The organism is Bradyrhizobium sp. Ec3.3 (assembly GCF_000472925.1).
Taxonomy (GTDB): Bacteria; Pseudomonadota; Alphaproteobacteria; order Rhizobiales; family Xanthobacteraceae; genus Bradyrhizobium.
The window spans coordinates 182,373-203,024 of record NZ_AXAS01000014.1; the positions used below are offsets into that span (position 1 = coordinate 182,373).

At 65.4% G+C, this 20,652-nt stretch carries 17 protein-coding genes; 7 read left to right on the top strand and 10 right to left on the bottom strand.

Going from position 1 to position 20,652, the window contains the following annotated elements; all coding sequences use genetic code 11:
- Positions 1 to 10: 10 nt before the first annotated feature.
- The 3 genes from YUU_RS0116680 to pcsA all read right to left on the bottom strand — a co-directional run bounded on the left by YUU_RS0116680 (position 11) and on the right by pcsA (position 2,522).
- A complete protein-coding gene (locus tag YUU_RS0116680; RefSeq protein ID WP_027523406.1) occupies positions 11 to 985 on the bottom strand; it encodes a quinone oxidoreductase in 975 nt (324 codons plus the stop codon).
- 89 nt (positions 986 to 1,074) lie between these two features.
- Entirely contained in the window at positions 1,075 to 1,800 is a 726-nt protein-coding gene (locus YUU_RS0116685; RefSeq protein WP_027523407.1) for a TerC family protein, read from the bottom strand.
- Positions 1,797 to 2,522, bottom strand: coding sequence for a phosphatidylcholine synthase (gene pcsA / locus YUU_RS0116690; protein WP_027523408.1), 726 nt, complete (start codon positions 2,520 to 2,522; stop codon positions 1,797 to 1,799). Before pcsA ends, YUU_RS0116685 begins: the two co-directional genes overlap by 4 nt.
- A gap of 132 nt (positions 2,523 to 2,654) precedes the next feature.
- Here pcsA and YUU_RS0116695 point away from each other — a divergent pair, with 132 nt between their 5' ends.
- Positions 2,655 to 3,839, top strand: a complete 1,185-nt coding sequence (locus YUU_RS0116695; RefSeq protein ID WP_027523409.1) for a UbiH/UbiF family hydroxylase — start codon at positions 2,655 to 2,657, stop codon at positions 3,837 to 3,839.
- A 49-nt stretch (positions 3,840 to 3,888) separates the two neighbouring features.
- On the opposite strand, the gene YUU_RS0116700 is transcribed toward YUU_RS0116695, so the two are convergent.
- The gene (locus tag YUU_RS0116700) at positions 3,889 to 4,842 is read right to left on the bottom strand and encodes an AEC family transporter (RefSeq protein WP_027523410.1); all 954 of its coding nucleotides are present in this window, start codon (positions 4,840 to 4,842) and stop codon (positions 3,889 to 3,891) included.
- A gap of 106 nt (positions 4,843 to 4,948) precedes the next feature.
- Between YUU_RS0116700 and hspQ the strand changes: the two genes are divergently transcribed.
- Positions 4,949 to 5,281, top strand: coding sequence for a heat shock protein HspQ (gene hspQ / locus YUU_RS0116705; protein ID WP_027523411.1), 333 nt, complete (start codon positions 4,949 to 4,951; stop codon positions 5,279 to 5,281).
- An 80-nt stretch (positions 5,282 to 5,361) separates the two neighbouring features.
- Here the strand turns inward: hspQ and YUU_RS0116710 are convergent, their stop codons facing one another.
- Positions 5,362 to 6,180, bottom strand: a complete 819-nt coding sequence (locus YUU_RS0116710; RefSeq protein WP_027523412.1) for an invasion associated locus B family protein — start codon at positions 6,178 to 6,180, stop codon at positions 5,362 to 5,364.
- Between the two features lie 265 nt (positions 6,181 to 6,445).
- Between YUU_RS0116710 and YUU_RS0116715 the strand changes: the two genes are divergently transcribed.
- The 3 genes from YUU_RS0116715 (at position 6,446) to YUU_RS0116725 (ending at position 11,109) form a co-directional block, all read left to right on the top strand.
- Positions 6,446 to 8,281, top strand: a complete 1,836-nt coding sequence (locus YUU_RS0116715) for an extracellular solute-binding protein (RefSeq protein WP_035662575.1) — start codon at positions 6,446 to 6,448, stop codon at positions 8,279 to 8,281.
- A 16-nt stretch (positions 8,282 to 8,297) separates the two neighbouring features.
- Positions 8,298 to 9,800, top strand: coding sequence for a class I adenylate-forming enzyme family protein (locus YUU_RS0116720; protein WP_027523414.1), 1,503 nt, complete (start codon positions 8,298 to 8,300; stop codon positions 9,798 to 9,800).
- 85 nt (positions 9,801 to 9,885) lie between these two features.
- Positions 9,886 to 11,109 carry a hypothetical protein gene (locus YUU_RS0116725; protein WP_027523415.1) on the top strand — a complete coding sequence of 408 codons (1,224 nt, stop codon included), beginning with the start codon at positions 9,886 to 9,888 and terminating at the stop codon, positions 11,107 to 11,109.
- 155 nt (positions 11,110 to 11,264) lie between these two features.
- Here the strand turns inward: YUU_RS0116725 and mfd are convergent, their stop codons facing one another.
- A complete protein-coding gene (gene mfd / locus YUU_RS0116730; protein WP_027523416.1) occupies positions 11,265 to 14,783 on the bottom strand; it encodes a transcription-repair coupling factor in 3,519 nt (1,172 codons plus the stop codon).
- Positions 14,780 to 15,070: a succinate dehydrogenase assembly factor 2 gene (locus tag YUU_RS0116735; protein ID WP_027523417.1), complete on the bottom strand. Its 291-nt coding sequence runs from the start codon at positions 15,068 to 15,070 to the stop codon at positions 14,780 to 14,782. The genes mfd and YUU_RS0116735 overlap by 4 nt, the downstream gene beginning before the upstream one ends.
- 203 nt (positions 15,071 to 15,273) lie before the next feature.
- On the opposite strand from YUU_RS0116735, the gene recG reads away from it, so the two are divergent.
- Positions 15,274 to 17,382, top strand: coding sequence for an ATP-dependent DNA helicase RecG (gene recG, locus YUU_RS0116740; protein ID WP_027523418.1), 2,109 nt, complete (start codon positions 15,274 to 15,276; stop codon positions 17,380 to 17,382).
- Positions 17,383 to 17,670: 288 nt separating this feature from the next.
- The gene (locus YUU_RS0116750; RefSeq protein WP_027523420.1) at positions 17,671 to 18,018 is read left to right on the top strand and encodes a hypothetical protein; all 348 of its coding nucleotides are present in this window, start codon (positions 17,671 to 17,673) and stop codon (positions 18,016 to 18,018) included.
- 471 nt (positions 18,019 to 18,489) lie between these two features.
- Here YUU_RS0116750 and YUU_RS0116755 read toward each other — a convergent pair whose 3' ends face one another.
- The 3 genes from YUU_RS0116755 to YUU_RS0116765 form a co-directional block, all read right to left on the bottom strand.
- Positions 18,490 to 19,344, bottom strand: coding sequence for an NAD(P)-dependent oxidoreductase (locus YUU_RS0116755; RefSeq protein WP_027523421.1), 855 nt, complete (start codon positions 19,342 to 19,344; stop codon positions 18,490 to 18,492).
- Positions 19,345 to 19,457: 113 nt separating this feature from the next.
- The gene (locus tag YUU_RS0116760) at positions 19,458 to 20,237 is read right to left on the bottom strand and encodes a DUF502 domain-containing protein (RefSeq protein ID WP_027523422.1); all 780 of its coding nucleotides are present in this window, start codon (positions 20,235 to 20,237) and stop codon (positions 19,458 to 19,460) included.
- A gap of 100 nt (positions 20,238 to 20,337) precedes the next feature.
- The coding region (locus YUU_RS0116765) for an SIS domain-containing protein (protein WP_027523423.1) at positions 20,338 to 20,652 on the bottom strand (315 nt) is incomplete at its 5' end.

Consider the following 20,652-nt stretch of genomic DNA (forward strand, 5'->3'; position numbering starts at 1 on the left):
GACGACGCCCCTACGGCTTCAAGATCGACGCGCCCGTGGTGGCACGGCTCTCCAGATCGATATGCGCTTTCGCCGCATCCTTCAGCGCATAGGCGTGGTTGATCGGCACGTGCAGCTTGCCGCTGATCACGGCGGCGAACAGCGTGTCGGCGCCTTCCAGCAATTCCGAGCGCTTGCCGATATAGTCGTTGAGCTTGGGCCGTGTCGCAAACAGCGAGCCGTGATTGTTGAGCTCGGCGATCGCAAACGGCGGCACGGGGCCTGAGGCATTGCCGAAGGAGACGAACATGCCGCGCGGCTTCAGGCAGGACAGCGAGCCGGGGAAAGTCGCCTTGCCGACGCCGTCATAGACGACATCGCAGCCCTCGTTACGGCTGATCTGCTTCACGCGCGCGACGAAATCCTCCTCGTTGTAGAGGATGACGTGGTCGCAGCCATTGGCCTCGGCAAGCTCCGCCTTCTGACGCGAGCCGACGGTGCCGATGACATGCGCCCCGAGCGACCTCGCCCATTGGCAGGCGAGCAGGCCGATGCCGCCGGCAGCGGCATGGATCAGCACGCGATGATGCGGCTCGACCTTGAAGGTCTTGTGCAGGAGATACCAGACGGTGAGCCCCTTCAGCATCAGCACCGCGCCCTGCTCGTAGGTGATGTGGTCGGGCAGCTTGACCAGCTTCTCCCAGGGGATATTGCGCTCGCCGGTGTAGGCGCCGAGATTGTGGTAGTAGGCGACGCGGTCGCCGGGGTGGAAATTCGTCACGCCGGGCCCGACGGAGACCACCTCGCCCGCCGCCTCGTTGCCGGCGATGAAGGGAAGTCCCGGGGCCTTGTAGAGCCCGGTGCGGAAATAGACGTCGATGAAGTTCAACCCAACCGCGTGCTGGCGGATACGCACCTCGCCCGGTCCCGGCGCCGGCACGTCGACGCTCTCATAGACCAGGGCTTCGGGACCCCCGACCTGGTGCACGCGGACGGCTTTGGTCATCACCGACCTCCTCGTTCTTGTTGGTGCAAGCGAAAGCCATCACGCCTGCGTTGTCAACTCGACGCAAGAAGCGGACCGGACAAACCCGCCTATTTGCTGGCCTTCTTGCGATTGCGCTTGGCCAGCACGTTGAAGAATTCGACCGCCGCCGAGAACGCAATGGCGAAGTAGATGTAGCCGCGCGGAATGTGAAACTTGAATCCGTCCGCCACCAGCGCGACGCCGATCAGCACCAAAAATGCCAGCGCCAGCATCTTGGTGGTGGGATGCTCGGCAACGAACCGCGCAACCGGTCCGGACGAGATGTACATCACGAGGCAGGCGATCACGACGGCGGCGATCATGATCTCCAGGTCCTGCGCCATGCCGATCGCAGTAATGATGGAATCCAGCGAGAACACGATGTCGATGACGGCGATCTGGGCGATCACCCAGAGGAAGGCGCGGCGGCCGGAATTGTCCTCGCCCTCCTCGTCATCCGCATCGACCTCGGCATGGATCTCGTGGGTCGCTTTCGCGATCAGGAACAGGCCGCCGCCGATCAGGATGAGGTCGCGCCAGGAGAAATCGTACCCCTTGAGCAAGAACACCGGTTGGGTCAGGCCGATCAGCCAGACCAGGACGCTGAGCAGAATAATGCGGAACACCAGGGCCAGCGCGAGCCCGATCTGGCGGGCGCGGTGCGCCTGCTTGTCGGGGATGCGCGAGACGATCACCGACAGGAAGATGACGTTGTCGATGCCGAGCACGATCTCGAGCGAAGTCAGGGTGAGAAGCGCGGCCCAGGCTTCCGGGCTGGTGATGAGATGCATCATGCGAAGGATCTTGCCATCCTGATCACGGCGTCGCTGCCGACAATCCACAGCGCGATCGCGCACAGCGCGACCTTCGTGGCGGCACCGACCTGGAAATCCATCTCCAGCGCGTAGAGACCGAGCGCGGCCCAGATCACGATCAGCGACATGGTGAGCCAGCGCAGCCGCACCACGCGTACCGGATGCAGCACGTGGAAGGGAACGAAGGTCAGGACGACCAGCGCTGCAACCAGCAGCGTCGACCATAGCGGCGACCAGTGCAGCAGGAACAGATAGAATGCCGCAGCGTTCCACAGTGCCGGAAAGCCGCGGAAGTGATTGTCCTCGGCCTTCATGCGCAGGTCGGCGAAATACAGCGCGCTGGTGACGATGATGGCGACGCCGAGCAACGGCGCCGCGACCGGCAGCAACAGGCCGCTCGCCACAATCGCATAGGCCGGCACGAACACGTAGGTGACGAAATCGACCACGAGGTCGAGCACGTCGCCCGACCAGTTCGGCTGCACGTCCTTGACGTTCAGCCTGCGCGCGATGGGCCCGTCGATCGCGTCGATGATGAGGGCGACGCCGAGCCATTGAAACATCGCCGCCCAATGCTCGCGCACGGCCTCGAGCATCGCCAGCAGCGCCACAGCGCCGCCGAACGCCGTGAAGATATGCACGGAGAAGGCCGCGGCGCGGGCGGCCGGCGTGGGGTTGAGAGAATCCTGCGGGGTGTCCATGGCTGGCGCAGTGCTATCAGAATGAGAACGATTTGCACATAAGCCGCGGCGACATCCGGCCGCGCAATTCGCGACAAATTCGCGCGAAACAAGCGGCTTGAATTTGCCGCCGGGCATGTCAAATGTCCGGTCATGACAGATCTAGCAGCACCTTTTGACGTGGCCGTGATCGGCGGTGGACCGGCGGGCGTCGCCGCGGCCATCGCGCTTGCGGAGACCGGCGCACGCACGGCGCTGGTGGCGCGGCGCGCGCCCTATTCCGACAACCGCACCACGGCGCTGCTCGGCGGCTCCGTTGAATTCCTGGACGGGCTCGGGGTCTGGTCGCGCTGCAGCGACAAGGCCGCGCCGCTCGAGGCGATGCGGCTCGTCGACGATACCGGCCGCCTGATCCGCGCGCCGGAGGTGCGGTTCTCCTGCCATGAGATCGGGCTCGACGCGTTCGGCTACAACATCGACAACCGCTCGCTGATGCTGGCGCTGGAGGCGCGTGCCACCGAGCTGGCCAATCTCGTTCGCTTCGATGACGAGGCCGACAGCGTCCTCACCGAGGCGGAGGATGTCGCGATCCACACCGCCGCGGGGCAATATCTGACGGCGCACCTCGTGGTCGGCGCCGACGGCCGGCATTCGCTGTGCCGCGAGGCCGCCGGCATCGACGTGACGCGGCGCGATCTCAGGCAGACCGCGCTGACCTTCAACGTCAGCCATTCCCGGCCGCATCGGGGCGTCTCGACCGAGTTCCATACCCCGCACGGCCCCTGCGTGTTCGTACCGCTGCCGGGTGATCGTTGCAGCATCGTCTGGGTCGCCTCGCCTGCGGAAGCCGAGCGGCTCAGGGCGCTGAGCGACGAAGAGCTCTCGGCGGCGATCGAGAAGCAATCGCATTTCATCTTTGGCCAGATGCGCGTGGAACCGGGCCGCAACCTGTTTCCGCTGGCGATCGAGCGGCCGAAATCCTTCGCCTGCGACCGCATCGCCCTCGTCGGCGAAGCCGCCCATGTGGTTCCCCCGATTGGCGCGCAGGGCCTCAATCTGGGCCTGCGGGATGCCGCCGATATCGCCAGGCTCGCTGGAGAGGCGATCGCGGCCGGCCGCGATCCCGGTGCGGATGAGGTGCTCAAGCGCTACGACTGGGCGCGCCGTCCGGACATCTTGAGCCGTACCTTCATGATCGATATGGCGAACCGTTCACTGCTGAACGATTTCCTGCCGCTGCAGCCGGTCCGCGCTGTCGGCATGCACCTGCTCGGCGCCATCGGCCCGTTGCGGCGCCTCGCGATGCGAGAGGGGCTCGCACCGACGTGGCGACGGTAACTTGGCGACGGTAATTTGGCGCCGGTAGTTTGGCGGCACCAGCCGTGGTTCACGGAAACGCCAGCCGTCCGGTCTGGATAAACCACATCACGCTGGTCAGCGTGACCACCGACGCAAACGTCCCGAGCAGCACCGCAACCGAGGCGGACTCGATCCAGGCGTCATTCTGGCGCGCGATGACGAACACGTTCAGCGCCGGCGGCAGCGAGGCCATCAGCACCGCAGTCGCGGCCCATGGCTGCGCGAACGGGCCGAACGCCAGCATCAGCGTGAATGATGCGAGAGGATGGATCAGCAGCTTAACCGCGATCACACCCGGCACCTCCCAGGGCACGCGATCGAAGGGCCGCAGCGCCACGGTGACGCCGAGCACGAACAGCGCGGTCGGCGCGGCGGCATTTTGCAGGAAGGTGATGGTGCGATCGAGCGCGACCGGCAGCTCGATATGGAGTGCCGCGACGGCCGCGCCAAAGCAGGCCGACATGATCAGCGGGTTGAGCAGGATCTGCTTCAGCACGACGCCGAAGGCGTGCAGGATCGAGGGATGATCGCGGTCGGAGAGCTCGATCAGGAGCGGTACGATCGTGAACAGGAAGATGCTGTCGCAGCAGAAGATGAGCGCGGTGGGCGCCGCAGCCTTCGGTCCGAGCACCGCGAGCGCAAGCCCCGGGCCCATATAGCCGATATTGCCGTAGCCGCCGGAGAGCCCCGCAAGCGTCGCCTCGCGCAGCGACAAGCGGCCGAGAACCTTCCCGACCACCAGCGCGATGCTGAACGCTGCAACCGTCGACAGCGTGGTCGCAACCAGAAACGGCGGGTTGTTCAGCTCAGAGAACGGCGTCTTCGACATGATTGCAAAAAGCAGCGCCGGCAACGACACGTAGAGCAGGAAGAAGTTCATCCAGGCGAGGCCCGATTCCGGCAGGGACTTGGCCTTGCCACAGGCGAAACCGACGAAGATCAGACCGAAATAAGGTAGAGCCAGATTGAGGATATCGACCATTTATGAAGTGATTTCTAAGGTAATCGAGGCTATCCGCCCGCCCTCCGCGGGTTAATTCCAGGCAAGGGCACTAGCATCGGCCACAATCCTGGTCTATCGACGAAGCATGATTAAAGCCCGGACCGCCAAATTCCAGATCGGACAGGTCGTGCGCCACCGGATCTTCTCGTTCCGGGGCGTGATCTTCGACATCGATCCGGAATTCAACAACACCGAGGAATGGTGGCTGTCGATCCCCGAGGAGGTCCGGCCTCACAAGGATCAGCCGTTCTACCATCTGCTCGCGGAAAACGCGGAGTCCGAATACGTCGCCTACGTTTCCGAGCAGAACCTGTTGCCCGACGATTCCGGCGAGCCGATCCGGCATTCGCAGGTCGCCGAGATCTTCGTGAAGGACAAGTCGGGCGGTTATCGCCCGCGCAATCCGTCGCTCAACTGATCCCTTACGAATTCGGCCAACCAAGCCAATAAAAAAGGCGCTCGATCGAGCGCCTTTTTCGTGTTCTTGCGTCGGCCTGATTACTTCTGGGCCGAAGGTGCCGGCGTCGCCTGACCGCTCTGCTCGAGCTTCTTGCGTTGCTCGTCGGCCTTCTTCTGAAGCTCTTCCTGGAGCTTCTTCTGGTTCTCTTCGAACACCTTCGGATCGGTCGGCGGACCGTCATAGGCCTTGGCGAACTCGCCGGCCAGCGGCAGCGGGAGCGTCAGCGGCGCGCCATTGGCGTTGATCGCCTGAACCACCAGGTTCTGGCCCTTCTTCAGGTTGCTGATGAGGTCGGGCGTCGCTTCATAGTCAGACATGCAGCCGTTGGCGAAGCAGATCACGTACGGGCTCTGCAGCGGCGGATTGTTGTCGACGATGATGCGGGTGCCGTGCACGAGCTGCATGCCGAGCGGCAGCGTGACGCGAAGGATCTTCTTCGGCTCGCCTTCCGGCTCGATGATCACCGCGGCGATCACGGGCTGGCCGGACTCGATGCGGCCGTCCTTGCCGGTGAAGCAGACCTGCTTGGCGTTGGCGTCCTGGCCTTTCAGGCAGAACTTGGTCCAGGGCGCGTAGATCAGCTGGACCTGCTGCTGTTGCTGGTCGGCAGGCGGCGCGCCGGCCGGCGGAGCGCCGGCGGCGGGTGCCTGGCCCTGGGCCTGCGGTGCCGGTGCGGCGGGCGCAGGCGCCTTGGGAGCTGCCTTCGGCGCTGCTTTCGGAGCAGCCTTCGGCGCCGCCGGAGCAGGCGTTGCGGTCTGAGCCTGGGCGGCGAACGGAACTGCCAGTGCCGAGGCCGTCAACAGGGCGAGAAGGCGCCCGCGCGGCCGGACCGACGCGGCCAAAATACGGAAATTCATTGCGGAAAACCCTTTCTGAACGGGAAGTGCCCGAACCGCTCCTAAGCACCGATTCCGAGCCGCCTTGCGCGGCTGTCTCCCCATCAATAGAGGCGGAAACGTGACAAGTTCGGCGCTCCTGCGCGATTGCCCGCCTTCTTAACGTGGCGGACGAAAAGATCAATGCCGACAAGCATGTTTGAAGTGGGCAGAGAGGCTTAAGACGAAGGCCTATGCTAGGGTTTGGGCGTGACCGGTCCCCGAATCATGCTGCGCGCCGTTGTTCATGTCTGAGAGCGCGCGCTTAGCCGCCGCGGCCTGCGTGGCGCTTACTTTTGCGTTTGCGGGCTTGACGTCCGTTCCGGCAAAAGCGGCCGAAAGCTACGCCATTGCCATGCATGGCAAGCCGGCGCTACCGCCCGATTTCACGCATATGCCCTACGCCAACCCCGATGCGCCCAAGGGCGGCCGGCTGATCTGGTCGGCGCTTGGCACCTTCGACAGCCTCAATCCTTTCATCGTCCGGGGCATCGCGGTCCAGCAGGTCCGCAGCTACGTCGTCGAAAGCCTGCTGGCGCGCGGCAATGACGAGGCCTTCACGTTGTACGGCTTGCTCGCCAAGACGGTCGAAACCGACAACGACCGGACTTATGTGACATTCCACCTCGATCCGCGCGCGCGGTTCTCAGACGGAACACAGGTCGCGGCCGACGACGTGCTGTTCTCCTGGCAACTCCTGCGCGACCATGGCCGGCCCAACCACCGGCAATATTACGCCAAGGTCGCCAAGGCGGAGGCGCTGGATCCCCTCACCGTCCGCTTCGATCTTGCCGGGGCCAATGACCGGGAACTGCCGCTGATCCTCGGGCTGATGCCGATCCTGCCCAGGCACGCCGTGGATGTTGCGACCTTCGAGGAGACGACGATGTCCGGTCCAGTCGGCTCGGGCCCCTATCGCGTCACGGCCGTGAAGCCCGGCACCAGCGTGACGCTGACCCGCAACCCCGATTATTGGGGCCGCGACCTACCGGTCAATCGCGGCCTCTACAATTTCGACGAGATCAGGCTCGATTATTATCGCGAGGCTAATGGCCAGTTCGAAGCCTTCAAGCGCGGCCTCTATGACTTTCGCGTCGAGACCGAACCGCTGCGCTGGCACGACGCTTACGACTTTCCCGCCGTCAGAAGCGGCGAAGTGATCCGCGACACCATCAAGCCGGGTGTGCCGCAGCCCTCGGAATTCCTGGTGTTCAACACCCGCCGCCCGATGTTTGCAGATATCCGCGTGCGCCAGGCGCTGACGCTGCTGTTCGACTTCGAGCTGGTCAACCGCAGCTACTTCTTCGGGCTCTATTCGCGCGTGGCCGGCTACTTCGCGGGCTCGGATCTGTCGGCCTATGGCCGCCCCGCCGACGCGCGCGAACAGGAACTTCTGAAACCATTCGCGGCGCAGATCCGGCCAGACGTCATGGACGGCAGCTATCGCCTGCCGGTGACCGATGGCTCCGGGCGTGACCGCGCGACGCTGCGCGCGGCGCTGAAGCTGTTGTCGGAGGCGGGCTACGATCTCGACGGCACGGTGCTGCGTAACCGCGCAACGAAAGCCCCCTTTACCTTCGAGATCCTGGTGACGACGCGCGACCAGGAGCGCATTGCGCTCGCCTTTGCTCGTGACCTCAAGCGCGCCGGCATCGAGCCAACCGTGCGTGCGGTCGATCCGGTGCAGTTCGACCAGCGCCGGCTCGGCTACGAGTTCGACATGATCCAGAACCGCTGGGACCAGTCACTCTCGCCGGGCAACGAACAGTCGTTCTACTGGGGCAGCGCCGCCGCCGACAATCCTGGCACCCGCAACTACATGGGCGCGAAGGACCCGGCGGTCGACGCGATGATCGCAGCCCTGCTGGAGGCCCGTGATCACGCCGATTTCGTCACCGCCGTCCGGGCGCTCGACCGCGCCCTGATCGCCGGCTTCTACACGATCCCCCTGTTTAACGTATCGGAGCAATGGATCGCGCGCTGGAATCGGATAGAACGGCCATCGGCTACCGCGCTGTCCGGTTATCTGCCGGAGACCTGGTGGCAGAAGGCGGACGCCCCGAGCAAGCAACAAGGCCACTAGCAAGCGACGTGATGCCGTGAACCAGCCAGCCGTATCGCCGACGCTCGACACGCTGTTCCAACGGACGCTGGCCCGTCAGCCGCATGGGCCTGCGCTGTTCGATCCCCTCAACAAGATTCGCATCACCGGGCATCTGCCCAGGCGCTTGACCTATGCCGAAGCCGATCGGGCGATCGAGGCGCTGTCGGCCCATTTCGTCGAGTCCGGCCTGCCCGCCAACTCCGTCATCGCCGTGCAGCTGCCGAGCACCGTCGAGTTCGTGCTCACGGTGCTCGCGGCCCAGCGCGCCGGCCTCGTCGTCGCCGTGCTGCCGCTCTTGTGGCGGCACGCGGAGCTGACCGCGGCGCTGAACCGCACCGCGGCGCGTGCGATCGTCACCATGAGCAAGGTCGACGGCGTCATCTACGCCGATCTCGCCATGCATGCCGCGGCGGAAGCCTTCTCCATCCGTCATGTCTGCGGTTTCGGCACCGACCTGCCCGAAGGCATGGCCTCGCTCGACGACGTTCTTTCGCGCGCGCCCGGCACGACGCGCAGCGTCATCCAGGACGGCCGCAAGGCGGCGATGATCTCCTTCGACGTCACTGCGGAAGGCTTTCGTCCGGTGCCGCGACCGCATTTCAGCATCATCGCGGGCGGGCTCGCGATGTCGCTCGAAGCCGACATTCCGCAGGGCGCGACCATCATGTCGGCGTTCACGCCGATGTCGTTTGCCGGCCTCGCCTCCTCGCTTGCGATCTGGCTGCTGTCGGGCGGAACGCTGGCGTTGCATCATCCCTTCGACAGCGAGGTGCTGGAGCAGCAAGTCAACGAGCAGGGCTGCGAGGTGCTGATCGCACCCGCCCCGCTCGCCTTCCGGCTCGGCGAGGCCGATCTCGCGGCGCGAATGCCGAGTTTGCGCAACGTCGTCGGCCTGTGGCGCGCACCGGAGCAGGTCGCGGCTAGCGATGCCTGGATCGCGCCGCATGCGCCACTGACGGACGTCTATTTGTTCGGCGAGGCCGGCCTGTTCGGGGCCCGGCGCGGCGAGGACGGCATGCCCGTGGCGGTGATGCCGGGGCCGCATGGCGCGCCGCGGGAGCAGTCCGGCTCCTCGGTCGCCGGCGAGATCCTGCTGACGCCGAAGGGCACGCTTGGCCTGCGCGGGCCGATGGTGCCGATCGCGGCCTATGCCCCGCCGCAACCGGTGGGCGAGACGCTAATCGCGCAGCCGCCGCGCGACTATGTCGACACCGGCTACGCCGCGCGGCTCGATCGTCCGAGCGGCGCGATCTGCATCACAGCGCCCCCCTCCGGTATCATGGCCGTCGGCGGCTACCGGTTCCTGTCCAACGACTTGCAGGAATGGGCACGCCGGCTCGGCCAGGGCGCCCTGCTCACGGCACTGCCCGACCGGCTCTCCGGGCACCGTCTGGCCGGGCGCGCCCAGGACAATGCAAGGGCCCGCGAAGCACTCAGCGAACTCGGGCTTAACCCCCTGATGGTTGAGGCGTTTCGCGACCGCACCGGGCCCAGTTGAAGCGCCTTTCATCGCTTCCGTTGACCGGGCATTAAGGCGGCCGAACTAGATTGCGCGGCATTCGCGTGCGTAATCAGAGCTTGAGATGTCCCAGGCGGGCCCGATCGTCTTTGTCTCCAATGCCCAGCGGCCGGCCTTCATTTCGGCGCTCGACGAGGCCCGGCTTTTTCCCGTCATCGACAGCGATTGGGCGAGCGCTGCACGCGCAGTCGAAGAGGTCCAGCCCGCCGCTGTCGTCGCGGCGCTTGCCGGCGGACATGAGCCGCACCTTGCCACGGTCGCAAAGGCGATCGCGGGCCAGACGCTCTATCTGCCACTGATCATCGTCGATCCCCAGGCCTCCCTGCCGCATAACGCACTGCCGTTCACGCTGCGCGGCAACAATTCCGACCGCCTCATTGCGCGGCTGCGCGCCGCGATGCGCGTCCGGACGCTGCACGCGACCGTGTTGCGCCGCCTGCCCGAGGCAAAGGTCTCGCTGCCCGACTCCGACCCTGCGCGCGATGCCACCGTCCTGCTGATCGGCCGCGGCTCCGCCTATCCGGCGCTGTCGGTCGCGCTCGGCGAGCGCATGGGCGTGATCGGAGCTCTCAGCATCGAAGCCGCAGCAAAGCATCTCAACACCCGCGACATCGACGGGGTCGTGCTCGCCGAAGGCTTTACTGCGCGTGTCGCGGATGCCTTCCTCACGGTGCTTGCGGAAGACACCCGCTTCCGCAACATGCCCGTGATCGTCACTGCGCATCAGCTCACCCAGACTTACGACCTGCCGAACCTCGAGCTCATCCCCGGCGAGCCCGCACAGATCGCAGCCAACGCATTGCCGCTGATCCGTCAGCACGCGATGGAGGCACAGTTCAGCCGTACGCTGCGCTCGATCGACGCCGGCGGCTGGCTCGATCCGCGCAGCGGCCTGCTAACGCCGGAAGCCTTTGCCCGCGATTTCTCCAAAGCGGTCGAGCAGACGCTGGCCCGCGGCGGCGGTCTGTCGGTGGCGCGCTTTGCTTTCGATGCCCGCAATCCACGCGCGCAGTTGGATGCCGCTCGGATCCTGAGCCGGTTGATGCGGCAGATGGATTTTGGCGTCGCGCAGAAGGATGGCTCTGTTATCGTGGTGTTTGCGGAGACCGATTTCCGTACCGCCCACATGATCGCCCGCCGCCTCTCCGCCGTGATGCGCCATACCTCCAACGGCAAGCGCGAGCCGCGCAGCGAGCCCGTGGTCAGCGTGGATTCGCTATCACCGTCGGATAACGCGAGATCCCTGCTCGCACGGCTCTGCGCGGACCCGTCCCGCGCGGCGTCGTAACCATTCTCTCGATGCCATAGGGTGGGCAAAGCGACTTGTCCGCCGTAGCTCGAAGAGCGAAGGCGGAAGCGTGCCCACCTCTTCTGTCGCACTCATCGTGAGATCGCGGGCACGGCGCTACGCGCCTTTCCCACCCTACAACATCACATCAACAGCTACGCCGCCTTCTTGCTCGCGGCGAGCTGCGCGAGCTGACGCATGATTTCCGTGGTGCCGACGAGACGCTCCTCCGGAGTCTCCCAGTCCTGGAAGAATACCACCTTCATATCGGGTCGCACCTTCGCAGCCTCGCCGTGGCTGCGGATGAACGACACCAGGCGGTCGGGATAGGCAAAGGAGTTGTCGCGGAAGACGATGACCGCGCCCTTCGGGCCGGCATCGACCTTCTCGACATTGGCGCGCCGGCAATAGGCCTTGATCGCCGCGATCTTGAAGAGATAGCGCACCTCGTCGGGCAACACGCCAAAACGGTCGCGCATCTCGGCGGCAAAGTTCTCGATCTCCTCCTCGGTGTCGAGATCGGCAAGCCGCCGGTAGAGCGACAGCCGCACCGAGAGGTCGCCGACGTAGTCTTCCGGAATGAGCACGGGCATGCCGATCGTGATCGACGGCGACCAGCGGTCGGCCGCGGGCTCGGAGACGCCGGCCTTGAGGTTGACGATCGCCTCCTCCAGCATCGATTGATAGAGCTCGAAGCCGACCTCCTTGATGTGGCCCGACTGCTCCTCGCCGAGCAGATTGCCGGCGCCGCGGATGTCGAGATCATGCGAGGCGAGCTGGAAGCCTGCGCCGAGCGTCTCCAGCGATTGCAGCACGGTAAGCCGGCGCTCGGCCTGCGCGGTGATCTTCTGCTGTGCCGGCAGCGTGAACAGCGCATAGGCGCGCAGCTTCGACCGGCCGACGCGGCCGCGAAGCTGATAGAGCTGGGCAAGACCGAACATGTCGGCGCGATGCACGATCAGCGTGTTGGCGTTGGGAATGTCGAGGCCGGACTCGACGATCGTGGTCGAGAGCAGGATGTCGAACCTGCCGTCGTAGAACGCCGTCATGATGTCCTCGATCACGGCGGGCGGCATCTGCCCGTGCGCGACCGCGACCTTCATCTCCGGCACGTTCTTGTCCAGGAAGTCCTTGACCTCGGCGAGATCGTCGATGCGGGGCACCACATAAAACGCCTGACCGCCGCGATAGCGCTCGCGCAGCAGCGCCTCGCGGATCATCAGGGGATCATGCGGGGCGACGAAGGTGCGGACCGCGAGGCGGTCGACCGGCGGCGAGGCGATGATCGAGAGCTCGCGCACGCCGGTGAGCGCGAGCTGGAGCGTGCGCGGGATCGGCGTCGCCGACAGCGTCAGCACGTGCACCTCGGAGCGGAGTGCTTTCAGGCGCTCCTTGTGGCTGACGCCAAAGTGCTGCTCCTCGTCGACGATCAGGAGGCCAAGGTCGCGGAACTTGATCGCCTTGCCGAGCAGCGCGTGGGTGCCGACCACGATGTCGACCGAGCCGTCGGTAATGCCCTTTTTGACCTGGTTGAGCTGCTTGGTCGGGATCAGGCGCGAGGCCTGCGACACCTCCACGGGGAAGCCGCGGAAGCGTTCGGTGAAGGTCTTGTGGTGCTGGCGGGCGAGCAGCGTGGTCGGCACCACCACGGCAACCTGCTTGCCTTCGAGCGCGACGGCAAAGGCGGCGCGTAGCGCCACCTCGGTCTTGCCGAAGCCGACGTCGCCGCAGATCAGGCGGTCCATCGGACGACCTTTTTCGAGATCCTTCAGCGTGGACTCGATGGCCCCGAGCTGGTCCTCGGTCTCGTCATAGGGGAAGCGTGCGCAGAATTCGTCGTAGAGGCCGGGCTGCACCGGCAGCTTTGGCGCCTCGTGGAGCTGGCGTTCCGCAGCGATCTTGATCAATTCCCCTGCGATCTCGCGGATGCGGTTCTTCAGCTTGGCCTTGCGGGTCTGCCAGCCGCTTCCGCCGAGGCGGTCGAGCTCGACCGTCGTCTGGTCGGAGCCGTAGCGCGAAAGCAGCTCGATGTTCTCGACCGGCAGGAACAGCTTTGTCTCGGCGGCATAATGCAGCTCGAGACAGTCATGCGGCGCGCCGCCGACCTCCAGCGTCTGCAGGCCGACGAAGCGGCCGATGCCGTGATCGACATGGACGACGATGTCGCCGGCCGCAAGGCTCGTCACCTCCGAGATGAAATTGTCGAGCTTGCGGCTCGCCTTGCGCGGCCGCACCAAGCGGTCGCCGAGGATGTCCTGCTCGCTGATGAGCGCGATCTCGTCGGTCTCGAAGCCGCTCTCCAGGCCCAACACCGCAAGCATAGTCTCGTTGCGCGGGGTCGCCTGAACGGTGCGCCAGCTATTGACGCTGGTCGTATGCGTCAGCTTGTGGTCCCGCAGCATCGAGGTCATGCGGTCGCGCGAGCCTTCGGTCCAGAGCGCGACGACGACTTTCTTGCGTTGGGCTTGCAAGGCCATCACATGCGCGACCACCGCTTCGAAGACGTTGACGGTGGCATCGTTGCGCTCGGGCGCAAAGTCGCGGCCCTTGCGCGCGCCGGCATCGACGACGCTGCTGCCGTCGGAGGGCACCGCGAACTGCGTCAGCCGCACCATCGGGACGGCGCCTTCCCGCTTCGCCCACTCCTCTTCGGTCAGATACAGCCGATCCGGCGGCAGCGGCTTGTAGACGGCACCACCGGTTGGATGCTCCAGCGCATCGCGGCGCGCCTCGTAGTAATCGAGGATCTGCTTGAAGCGTTCGCGAATCGCGTCCTCGGCTTGCGGCTCGATCGCGACCGCCGCGCCTTGCAGATAGTCGAACAGCGTGTCCATCCGCTCCTGGAACAGCGGCAGCCAATGCTCCATGCCGGGATGGCGACGGCCCTCGCTGACGGCCTCATAGAGCGCATCGTCCCGCTCCGGGGCGCCGAACTCGGCGACATAGCCCATGCGGAAGCGGCGGATGGTCTCGGTGACGAGCTGGAATTCCGAGATCGGCACCAGGTCGAGCGAACGCATGTCCAAGAGCGTGCGCTGCGTCTCCGCGTCGAACGTGCGGATCGATTCCAGGCTGTCGCCGAAGAAATCGAAGCGGACGGGCTGGTCGAGCCCGGCCGGGAACAGATCGAGGATGCCGCCGCGCACGGCATATTCGCCTGGCTCGCGCACGGTCGAAGAGCGGTTGTAGCCGTTGTGCTCGAGCCAGGCGACGATGGTGTCCATCGGCACGACGTTTCCGGGCGCGAGCGAGAGCGCCTGGGCCGCGACCAGGTCGCGCGCGGGCACGCGCTGCACGACGGCGTTGACGGTGGTCAACACGATCAGCGGCTTGTCGCTGCCGGTGAGCGAGGCAAGGCGCGCGAGCGTGGTCAGACGCTGGGCCAGGATGCCACCATGCGGCGAAACGCGGTCATAGGGCTGGCAGTCCCAGGCCGGGAACTGGAGCACCGGCAGATCCGGCGCGAAGAATTGCAGCGCGCGCTCGAGCTGCTGCATACGCGGACCATCGCGGCAGATCACCGTGAGGCTGACGGCGGGCTTCTTCGGCCGCGCGGCGATCGCGCGGGCAAGATCAGAGACAACGAGCCCCTCGGCGCCTTCGGCGACATTGGCAAGCGTCAGCACGCGGCCGGGCGCCAGCAACTCGGCTGGCGATTTCAACGCCTGTTTCATGCGTTGCCATCCGCGATTGGAAACGCCTTGATGCGGGCAAACAACGAGCCGGCTACATCGGCGGACAGCACCTTGTCGCCGGTGATGGCGGCATAGAGGTCGGGATCGTTGACCTCGAGCAGGCGCTCGAGCTCGGAGAGCTCGCCCTCGGACAGATTGCCGATCTCGGCGTCCGCAAAGCGGCCGAGGATCAGGTCCATCTCGCGCGTGCCGCGGTGCCAGCAGCGGAACAGAAGCCGCTTGCGCCGGTCATCCAGGCCGCCGCTCGATCGTGTCGTTCCCGTCATTTTCGTAAGATCCAGTCCAACGCCGAAAGCCCGGACGTGCCGGGCGGGGGTGATATAGCGACTGAGGCGTCCGATGTCAGCCCTTTCTTGTCGCGGCGCGCGGTTTCAAACCATCATGGACCGGGCGCTCGCCGACGAAAAAAGCCGTGGATGCCCGGCATAAAGCCGGGCATGACGGGCACGAACGATCCTAGATTCGCCTCATGCGCCCCAGCCTGCTCAATCCGCTGTTTGCTCCCGTGACCAGCCTGCCCGGCGTCGGGCCGAAGCAGGACAAGCTGTTGCGCTATCTGCTCAGCCGCGATGAGACGCCGCGGCTGGTCGATCTCCTGCTGCACCTGCCGAGCAACGTGATCGACCGCCGGGCGCGGCCGAAGATCCGCGATGCCGTTCCCGGCACCGTGGTAACGCTGGAGGTGACGATCGATCGCCACCGCCCGCCGCCCCCGCGCAATGCGCGCGCGCCCTATCTCGTCTACGCCAGCGACGACACCGGTGACGTCGTGCTGACGTTCTTTCGAGCCAAGCCCGGCTATGTCGAAAAGCTGCTCCCGGTCGGCGAGAAGCGCTACGTCTCCGGCACGCTCCAGATGTACGACGGCATTCCGCAGATGGTGCATCCCGACCGCGTGCTGGACGAGGAGGCCATCGCAAAGCTCTCCGGCATCGATCCCGTTTATCCGCTCACCGAAGGTCTGGCGCTTGGCTCACTGCGGCGCGCGATCGCGCAGGCGCTGCAAAAGCTGCCGGCCTTGCCGGAATGGATCAGCCCCGAGGTCATCCGCCGCTGCCACTTCCCGCCCATCGCGGAAGCGCTCACGCGTGTGCACCAGCCGGTCGAGCTGACGGACGTGCTGCCGGACCAGCCGTTCTGGTCGCGCCTTGCCTTCGACGAGCTGCTCGCCGGCCAGCTCGCGCTGGCGCTGATCCGTGCGCAGCTGCGCAGGCCGGCCGGCGTGCGCAACGCCGGCGACGGCCATTTGCGCAACAACATCATCGACGCCCTTCCCTACGCGCTGACGCCGTCGCAGCGCAACGCGGCGGCCGCGATCGCCGATGATTTGAAGCAGCCCGTGCGCATGCTGCGCCTGCTTCAGGGCGACGTCGGCTCCGGCAAGACAGTGGTGGCGCTGCTGGCTGCCGCCGCCGTCGCGGAAGTCGGCAAGCAGGCCGCGCTGATGGCGCCGACCGAAATTCTGGCGCGCCAGCACATCAAGACCATCGCCCCGCTTGCCGAGCGCGCCGGCCTGCGGGTTGCGATCCTCACCGGGCGGGAGAAAGGCAAGGAGCGGCGCGACATCCTTGCGCGGCTTGCCGATGGCGAGATCGATCTTCTGGTCGGAACCCACGCGCTGATCCAGGACGACGTGATCTTCAGGGGTCTCGCTCTTGCGGTGGTCGACGAGCAGCATCGCTTCGGCGTGCGCGAGCGGTTGGCACTGACCTCGAAAGGCGAAGCGGTCGATGTCCTGGTGCTGAGTGCCACGCCCATCCCTCGCACGTTGGTCCTGACCTATTTCGGCGACATGGACGTCAGCGAGCTGCGGGAAAAGCCGGCGGGCCGGCAGCCGATCGACACCCGTGCGGTGCCGATGAGCCGGCTTTCCGAGGTCATGGACGGCGTCGCCCGCGCGCTGCAATCCGGCAAGCTGGTCTACTGGATCTGTCCGCTGGTCGAGGAATCCGAGGCCGAGGGCACCGAGCATCTGACCAATGCGACGAAGCGCTTCGAGAGCCTGCAAAAGCGTTTTGGCGATCGCGTCGGCCTGGTTCACGGCCAGATGAAGGGCACGGAGAAGGACCGCGTGATGGCGCAGTTCGCCGCTCACGAGATCGGACTTCTGGTCGCCACCACGGTCGTCGAGGTCGGCGTCGATGTGCCGGCCGCCACCATCATGGTGATCGAGAACGCGGAGCGCTTTGGCCTGGCGCAACTGCACCAGTTGCGCGGCCGCATCGGACGCGGCTCGGAAGCCTCCACCTGCCTCCTGCTCTATAGCGAGCCGCTCGGCGAGATGTCGAAAGCGCGGCTCAAGGTGATCCGCGAGACCACTGACGGCTTTCGGATCGCCGAGGAGGATTTGAAGCTGCGCGGCGAAGGCGACGTGCTGGGTGTGCGCCAGAGCGGCCTCCCCGGCTACCGGATCGCGCGCTCCGAGGTCCACAGCCAGCTCATCACGCAAGCGCGCGACGAGGCGCTGCGCATCATGAAGGACGATCCGAAGCTGCAAGGTGACCGCGGTGAAGCGCTGCGTTGTCTGCTTTATCTCTACGAGCGCGACGAAGCGATCCCGCTGATCGGTGCGGGCTGACGCTACGGGGCCCGTCATTGCCAGGCTTGACGCGGCAATCCATCACCGAAGCGACTTCTCTTTGCGAGATGCATCTTTGATAGACGCGCAGGTCAAGCTCGCGCATGGCGAGTTGAAAATCTCAGCGCAGGCAGCGTTTCGCGACATTCGGCCTCACTTTCAATTCGTGAACTACTGGCGGCCGGTAAGGACAAACTTCAAGACGGTGATCGTTCACCCGGAGGTATCATGGGGCGGCGTTGCAGAAGATCATTCGAGTGCGGCCTCGCACGAAGCGCTGTCAGCGCGATGATCGCGATGGTGATGTTGCCGGCGTCGGCGCGCGATCTCGACGGACGCTACAAGGACTCCGCGCTTCATGAGTGGTTTGAGAGTTTGGCGAGCGGAAGGGGTCTGTGCTGTTCGTACGCCGACGGCCTCGCCGTCGAAGACGTTGACTGGGAAACAAAGGACGGCCACTACCGCGTACGGCTGCCGGAAAACGCCGGCTCGAAGGTTATGATCTGGGTCGATGTGCCGAACGATGCCATCATCACCGCACCGAACAAGATCGGTCGCACCGTGGTCTGGCCGGTCTACAACGATTTCTATCCGGATGTATCGATCCGGTGCTTTATGCCAGGGACCATGACTTGATTGACTGGCTGATCTGGTCGTTGATGTCTGCCTGGCAATACCGCGGGCGCTGCGAAGCAAGGACAACGCAACGGGCGCCGCCAAATGAAAGGGTGCGGTTTAGCTGCTTCGTTGCGAACTGGTTCACATTCAAGGATGGACCGCTTGTGCTATCGTTGGGCATCGCAGGAGCCATCCCTGTATCACTGCGGGAGGTTAGATCATGCAACTCATCTCCGCCGAATGGCAGCCCACTTCGACAGCTCCATCAGACCGAGATCTCGAAATCTGCGCGCTGGACTTTGACGGCATCGTCCATGCGCTTCCTTTTCCCTGTCACAAGGATGGGTCCAATTGGGTTGACGGTCGGGGCAAAGCGCACGCCGACATTCAGCCGACCCACTGGCGCGGTTGGACTGACTGACGCCGGTCCATGAGCCAGCGCAAGTCCTCGCGCGGCATACCGGGTGCAATCGGACCAGTGGGCTCGCACTAGACGGCCTTGACGGTCCTCGCCGCGAACGCTTTCAGCAGCGCGGCATCTGCCCCCTCGCCCTTGGCATCCTCGGCGAGATGCTCGAACCAGCGCGCAAAACCCTCGTAGATCTGGCTGGCTGGATGGTCCGGCCCGAGGAACCCAGCGATCTCCCGCATCTCAGCGACCCAGCGATAAGCCTTCGGGATCATGTCCGGCAGTGCGGTGGACAGCCGCGCCAAGATCGCGGGCTGGCTGAGCGCGAGCTCGTCGCGGAGCGCATCGGCTGCGCCGGCCTTGGTGGCCGCGAGCACCATGGCCGAGCCGATGCCGGCGAGACCCTTGACGATGCCAGCATAGGACATCTTCAGCGCGGAGGCTGCGCCGACCGGGCCTTCGACGATCCGCAGGTCGAGCCCGAGCTGTTTTAACACCGCGAGGTCCCTTGCGTGCTCGCCGGACACGTAGAACGCCGGCCCCTTGCTGCCGGGCTGCGGCGGGAAGCCGATGATGCCGGCATCGACGAACGGTGCCTGCGCCGAGCCGATGATCTCCTCGATTCCCAGCACGGTATCGACGTTGACGGCGTTGCAGTCGACGACCAGCGGCTTCTTCTCCCGCCTCACGATCACTGCGGCCAGCCGCTCGGCGAGCGCCAAGGCCTCGCCCGGCGGCACGATCGACAGGATGATGTCGCAGCCCGCGATATCGGCATCCTCCGCGGCGATCATGCCCGCCTCCGCGGCGCGCTTTGCGGTTTGCTCGCTACGCCCCTTCAGCGAGGTCAGCACGCGCGCGCCGTTCTCGCTCAGGCAGCGGGCAACCGCGCTGCCCATGGCGCCGGGTGCGAGGATCGCGATGGTTGGGGACATGGCTCACTCCAGTTCGAATGCGAAGGCGATCTGCGCTTCGTCACCTCGAATGATAGCAGAGTGAGGGAACCGCAAAGCGAATGCCGGCCATCCCGCGGGGGAATGACTGACGCTCACTCCACCTTGACGGGCTCGGGGCGCACGGCGGCGGCATTGGCAATGCGGGCGGCGTTCGCCACGCCCGCAAGGGCTGCGACCTTCTTCGGATCGGGGCTCGATCCCGGCTGCACCACGCCCGCCGACATGATCAGCGTCGCGGCGTCTTCCGCGCTCAGCTCAACCTCGATGATCTTGCTCTTGGGCACATAGAAGAAGAAGCCGGTGGTCGGGTTGGGCGAGCACGGCAGGAACACCGAGACATGCTCCTCCTGTCCCGGCAGGCTGCGGGCGATGTCCTCGCTCGGCGATTGCGAGATCAGCACGATCGACCACATGCCCGGCGAGGGAAACTCGACGAGACCCACTTTCCGGAAGCTCGACCCCTTGCCCGAGAACAGCGTCTCGAACACCTGTTTCAGGCCGCGGTAGATGGCGCGCACGGCCGGGATGCGGCCGAGGAAAGTCTCGCCGACATCGACCAGGGTCCGGCCGATCAAATTGGCCGCGAGGAAGCCGACCAGCGTCAGCGTGAAAAAAGCGACAATCAGTCCCCAGCCGGGAACGCCGTACGGCAGATAGGTTTCCGGCCGATAGGCCAGCGGCACGAACGGTCGCACCACGCCATCGACCCAGGTGACGAACCACCAGACCAGATAGAGGGTGATCGCGATCGGTCCCGTAACGACGAGCCCGGTGAGGAAATAGTTGCGGAATCGGCCCATCAGGCCGGTATGCGGCTCCGGCGGCAGGTCTTCGGCAGGCACAGGCGGGGACGCGTCGTCGCGGGCGGTCATTCGGGTTCCAAGTCGGTCGCAGCACTCTAGCTAGGGTCTTCTAGCAGATTTTTGAAGGTGCAAGGCGACCGCGCCTGCTCTCCTTCTGCGCTCACCCTGCCTATTCGACGGTCACCGATTTCGCGAGGTTGCGCGGCTGATCGACGTCGGTGCCCATCACCACCGCCGTGTGGTAGGCCAAGAGCTGCACGGGAACGGCATAGACCATCGGCGTGAAGGCAGCCGCCATGTCGGGCATGACGATNGTGACGAGNGNATCGACCGTCGCCTCCGCAGCGCCCTTGGCATCCGTCATCAGGATGATGTTGCCGCCGCGGGCGGCGACTTCCTGCATGTTGGAGACGGTCTTCTCGAACACGCGATCGTAGGGCGCAATCACCACGACCGGCATGGTCTCGTCGATCAGCGCGATCGG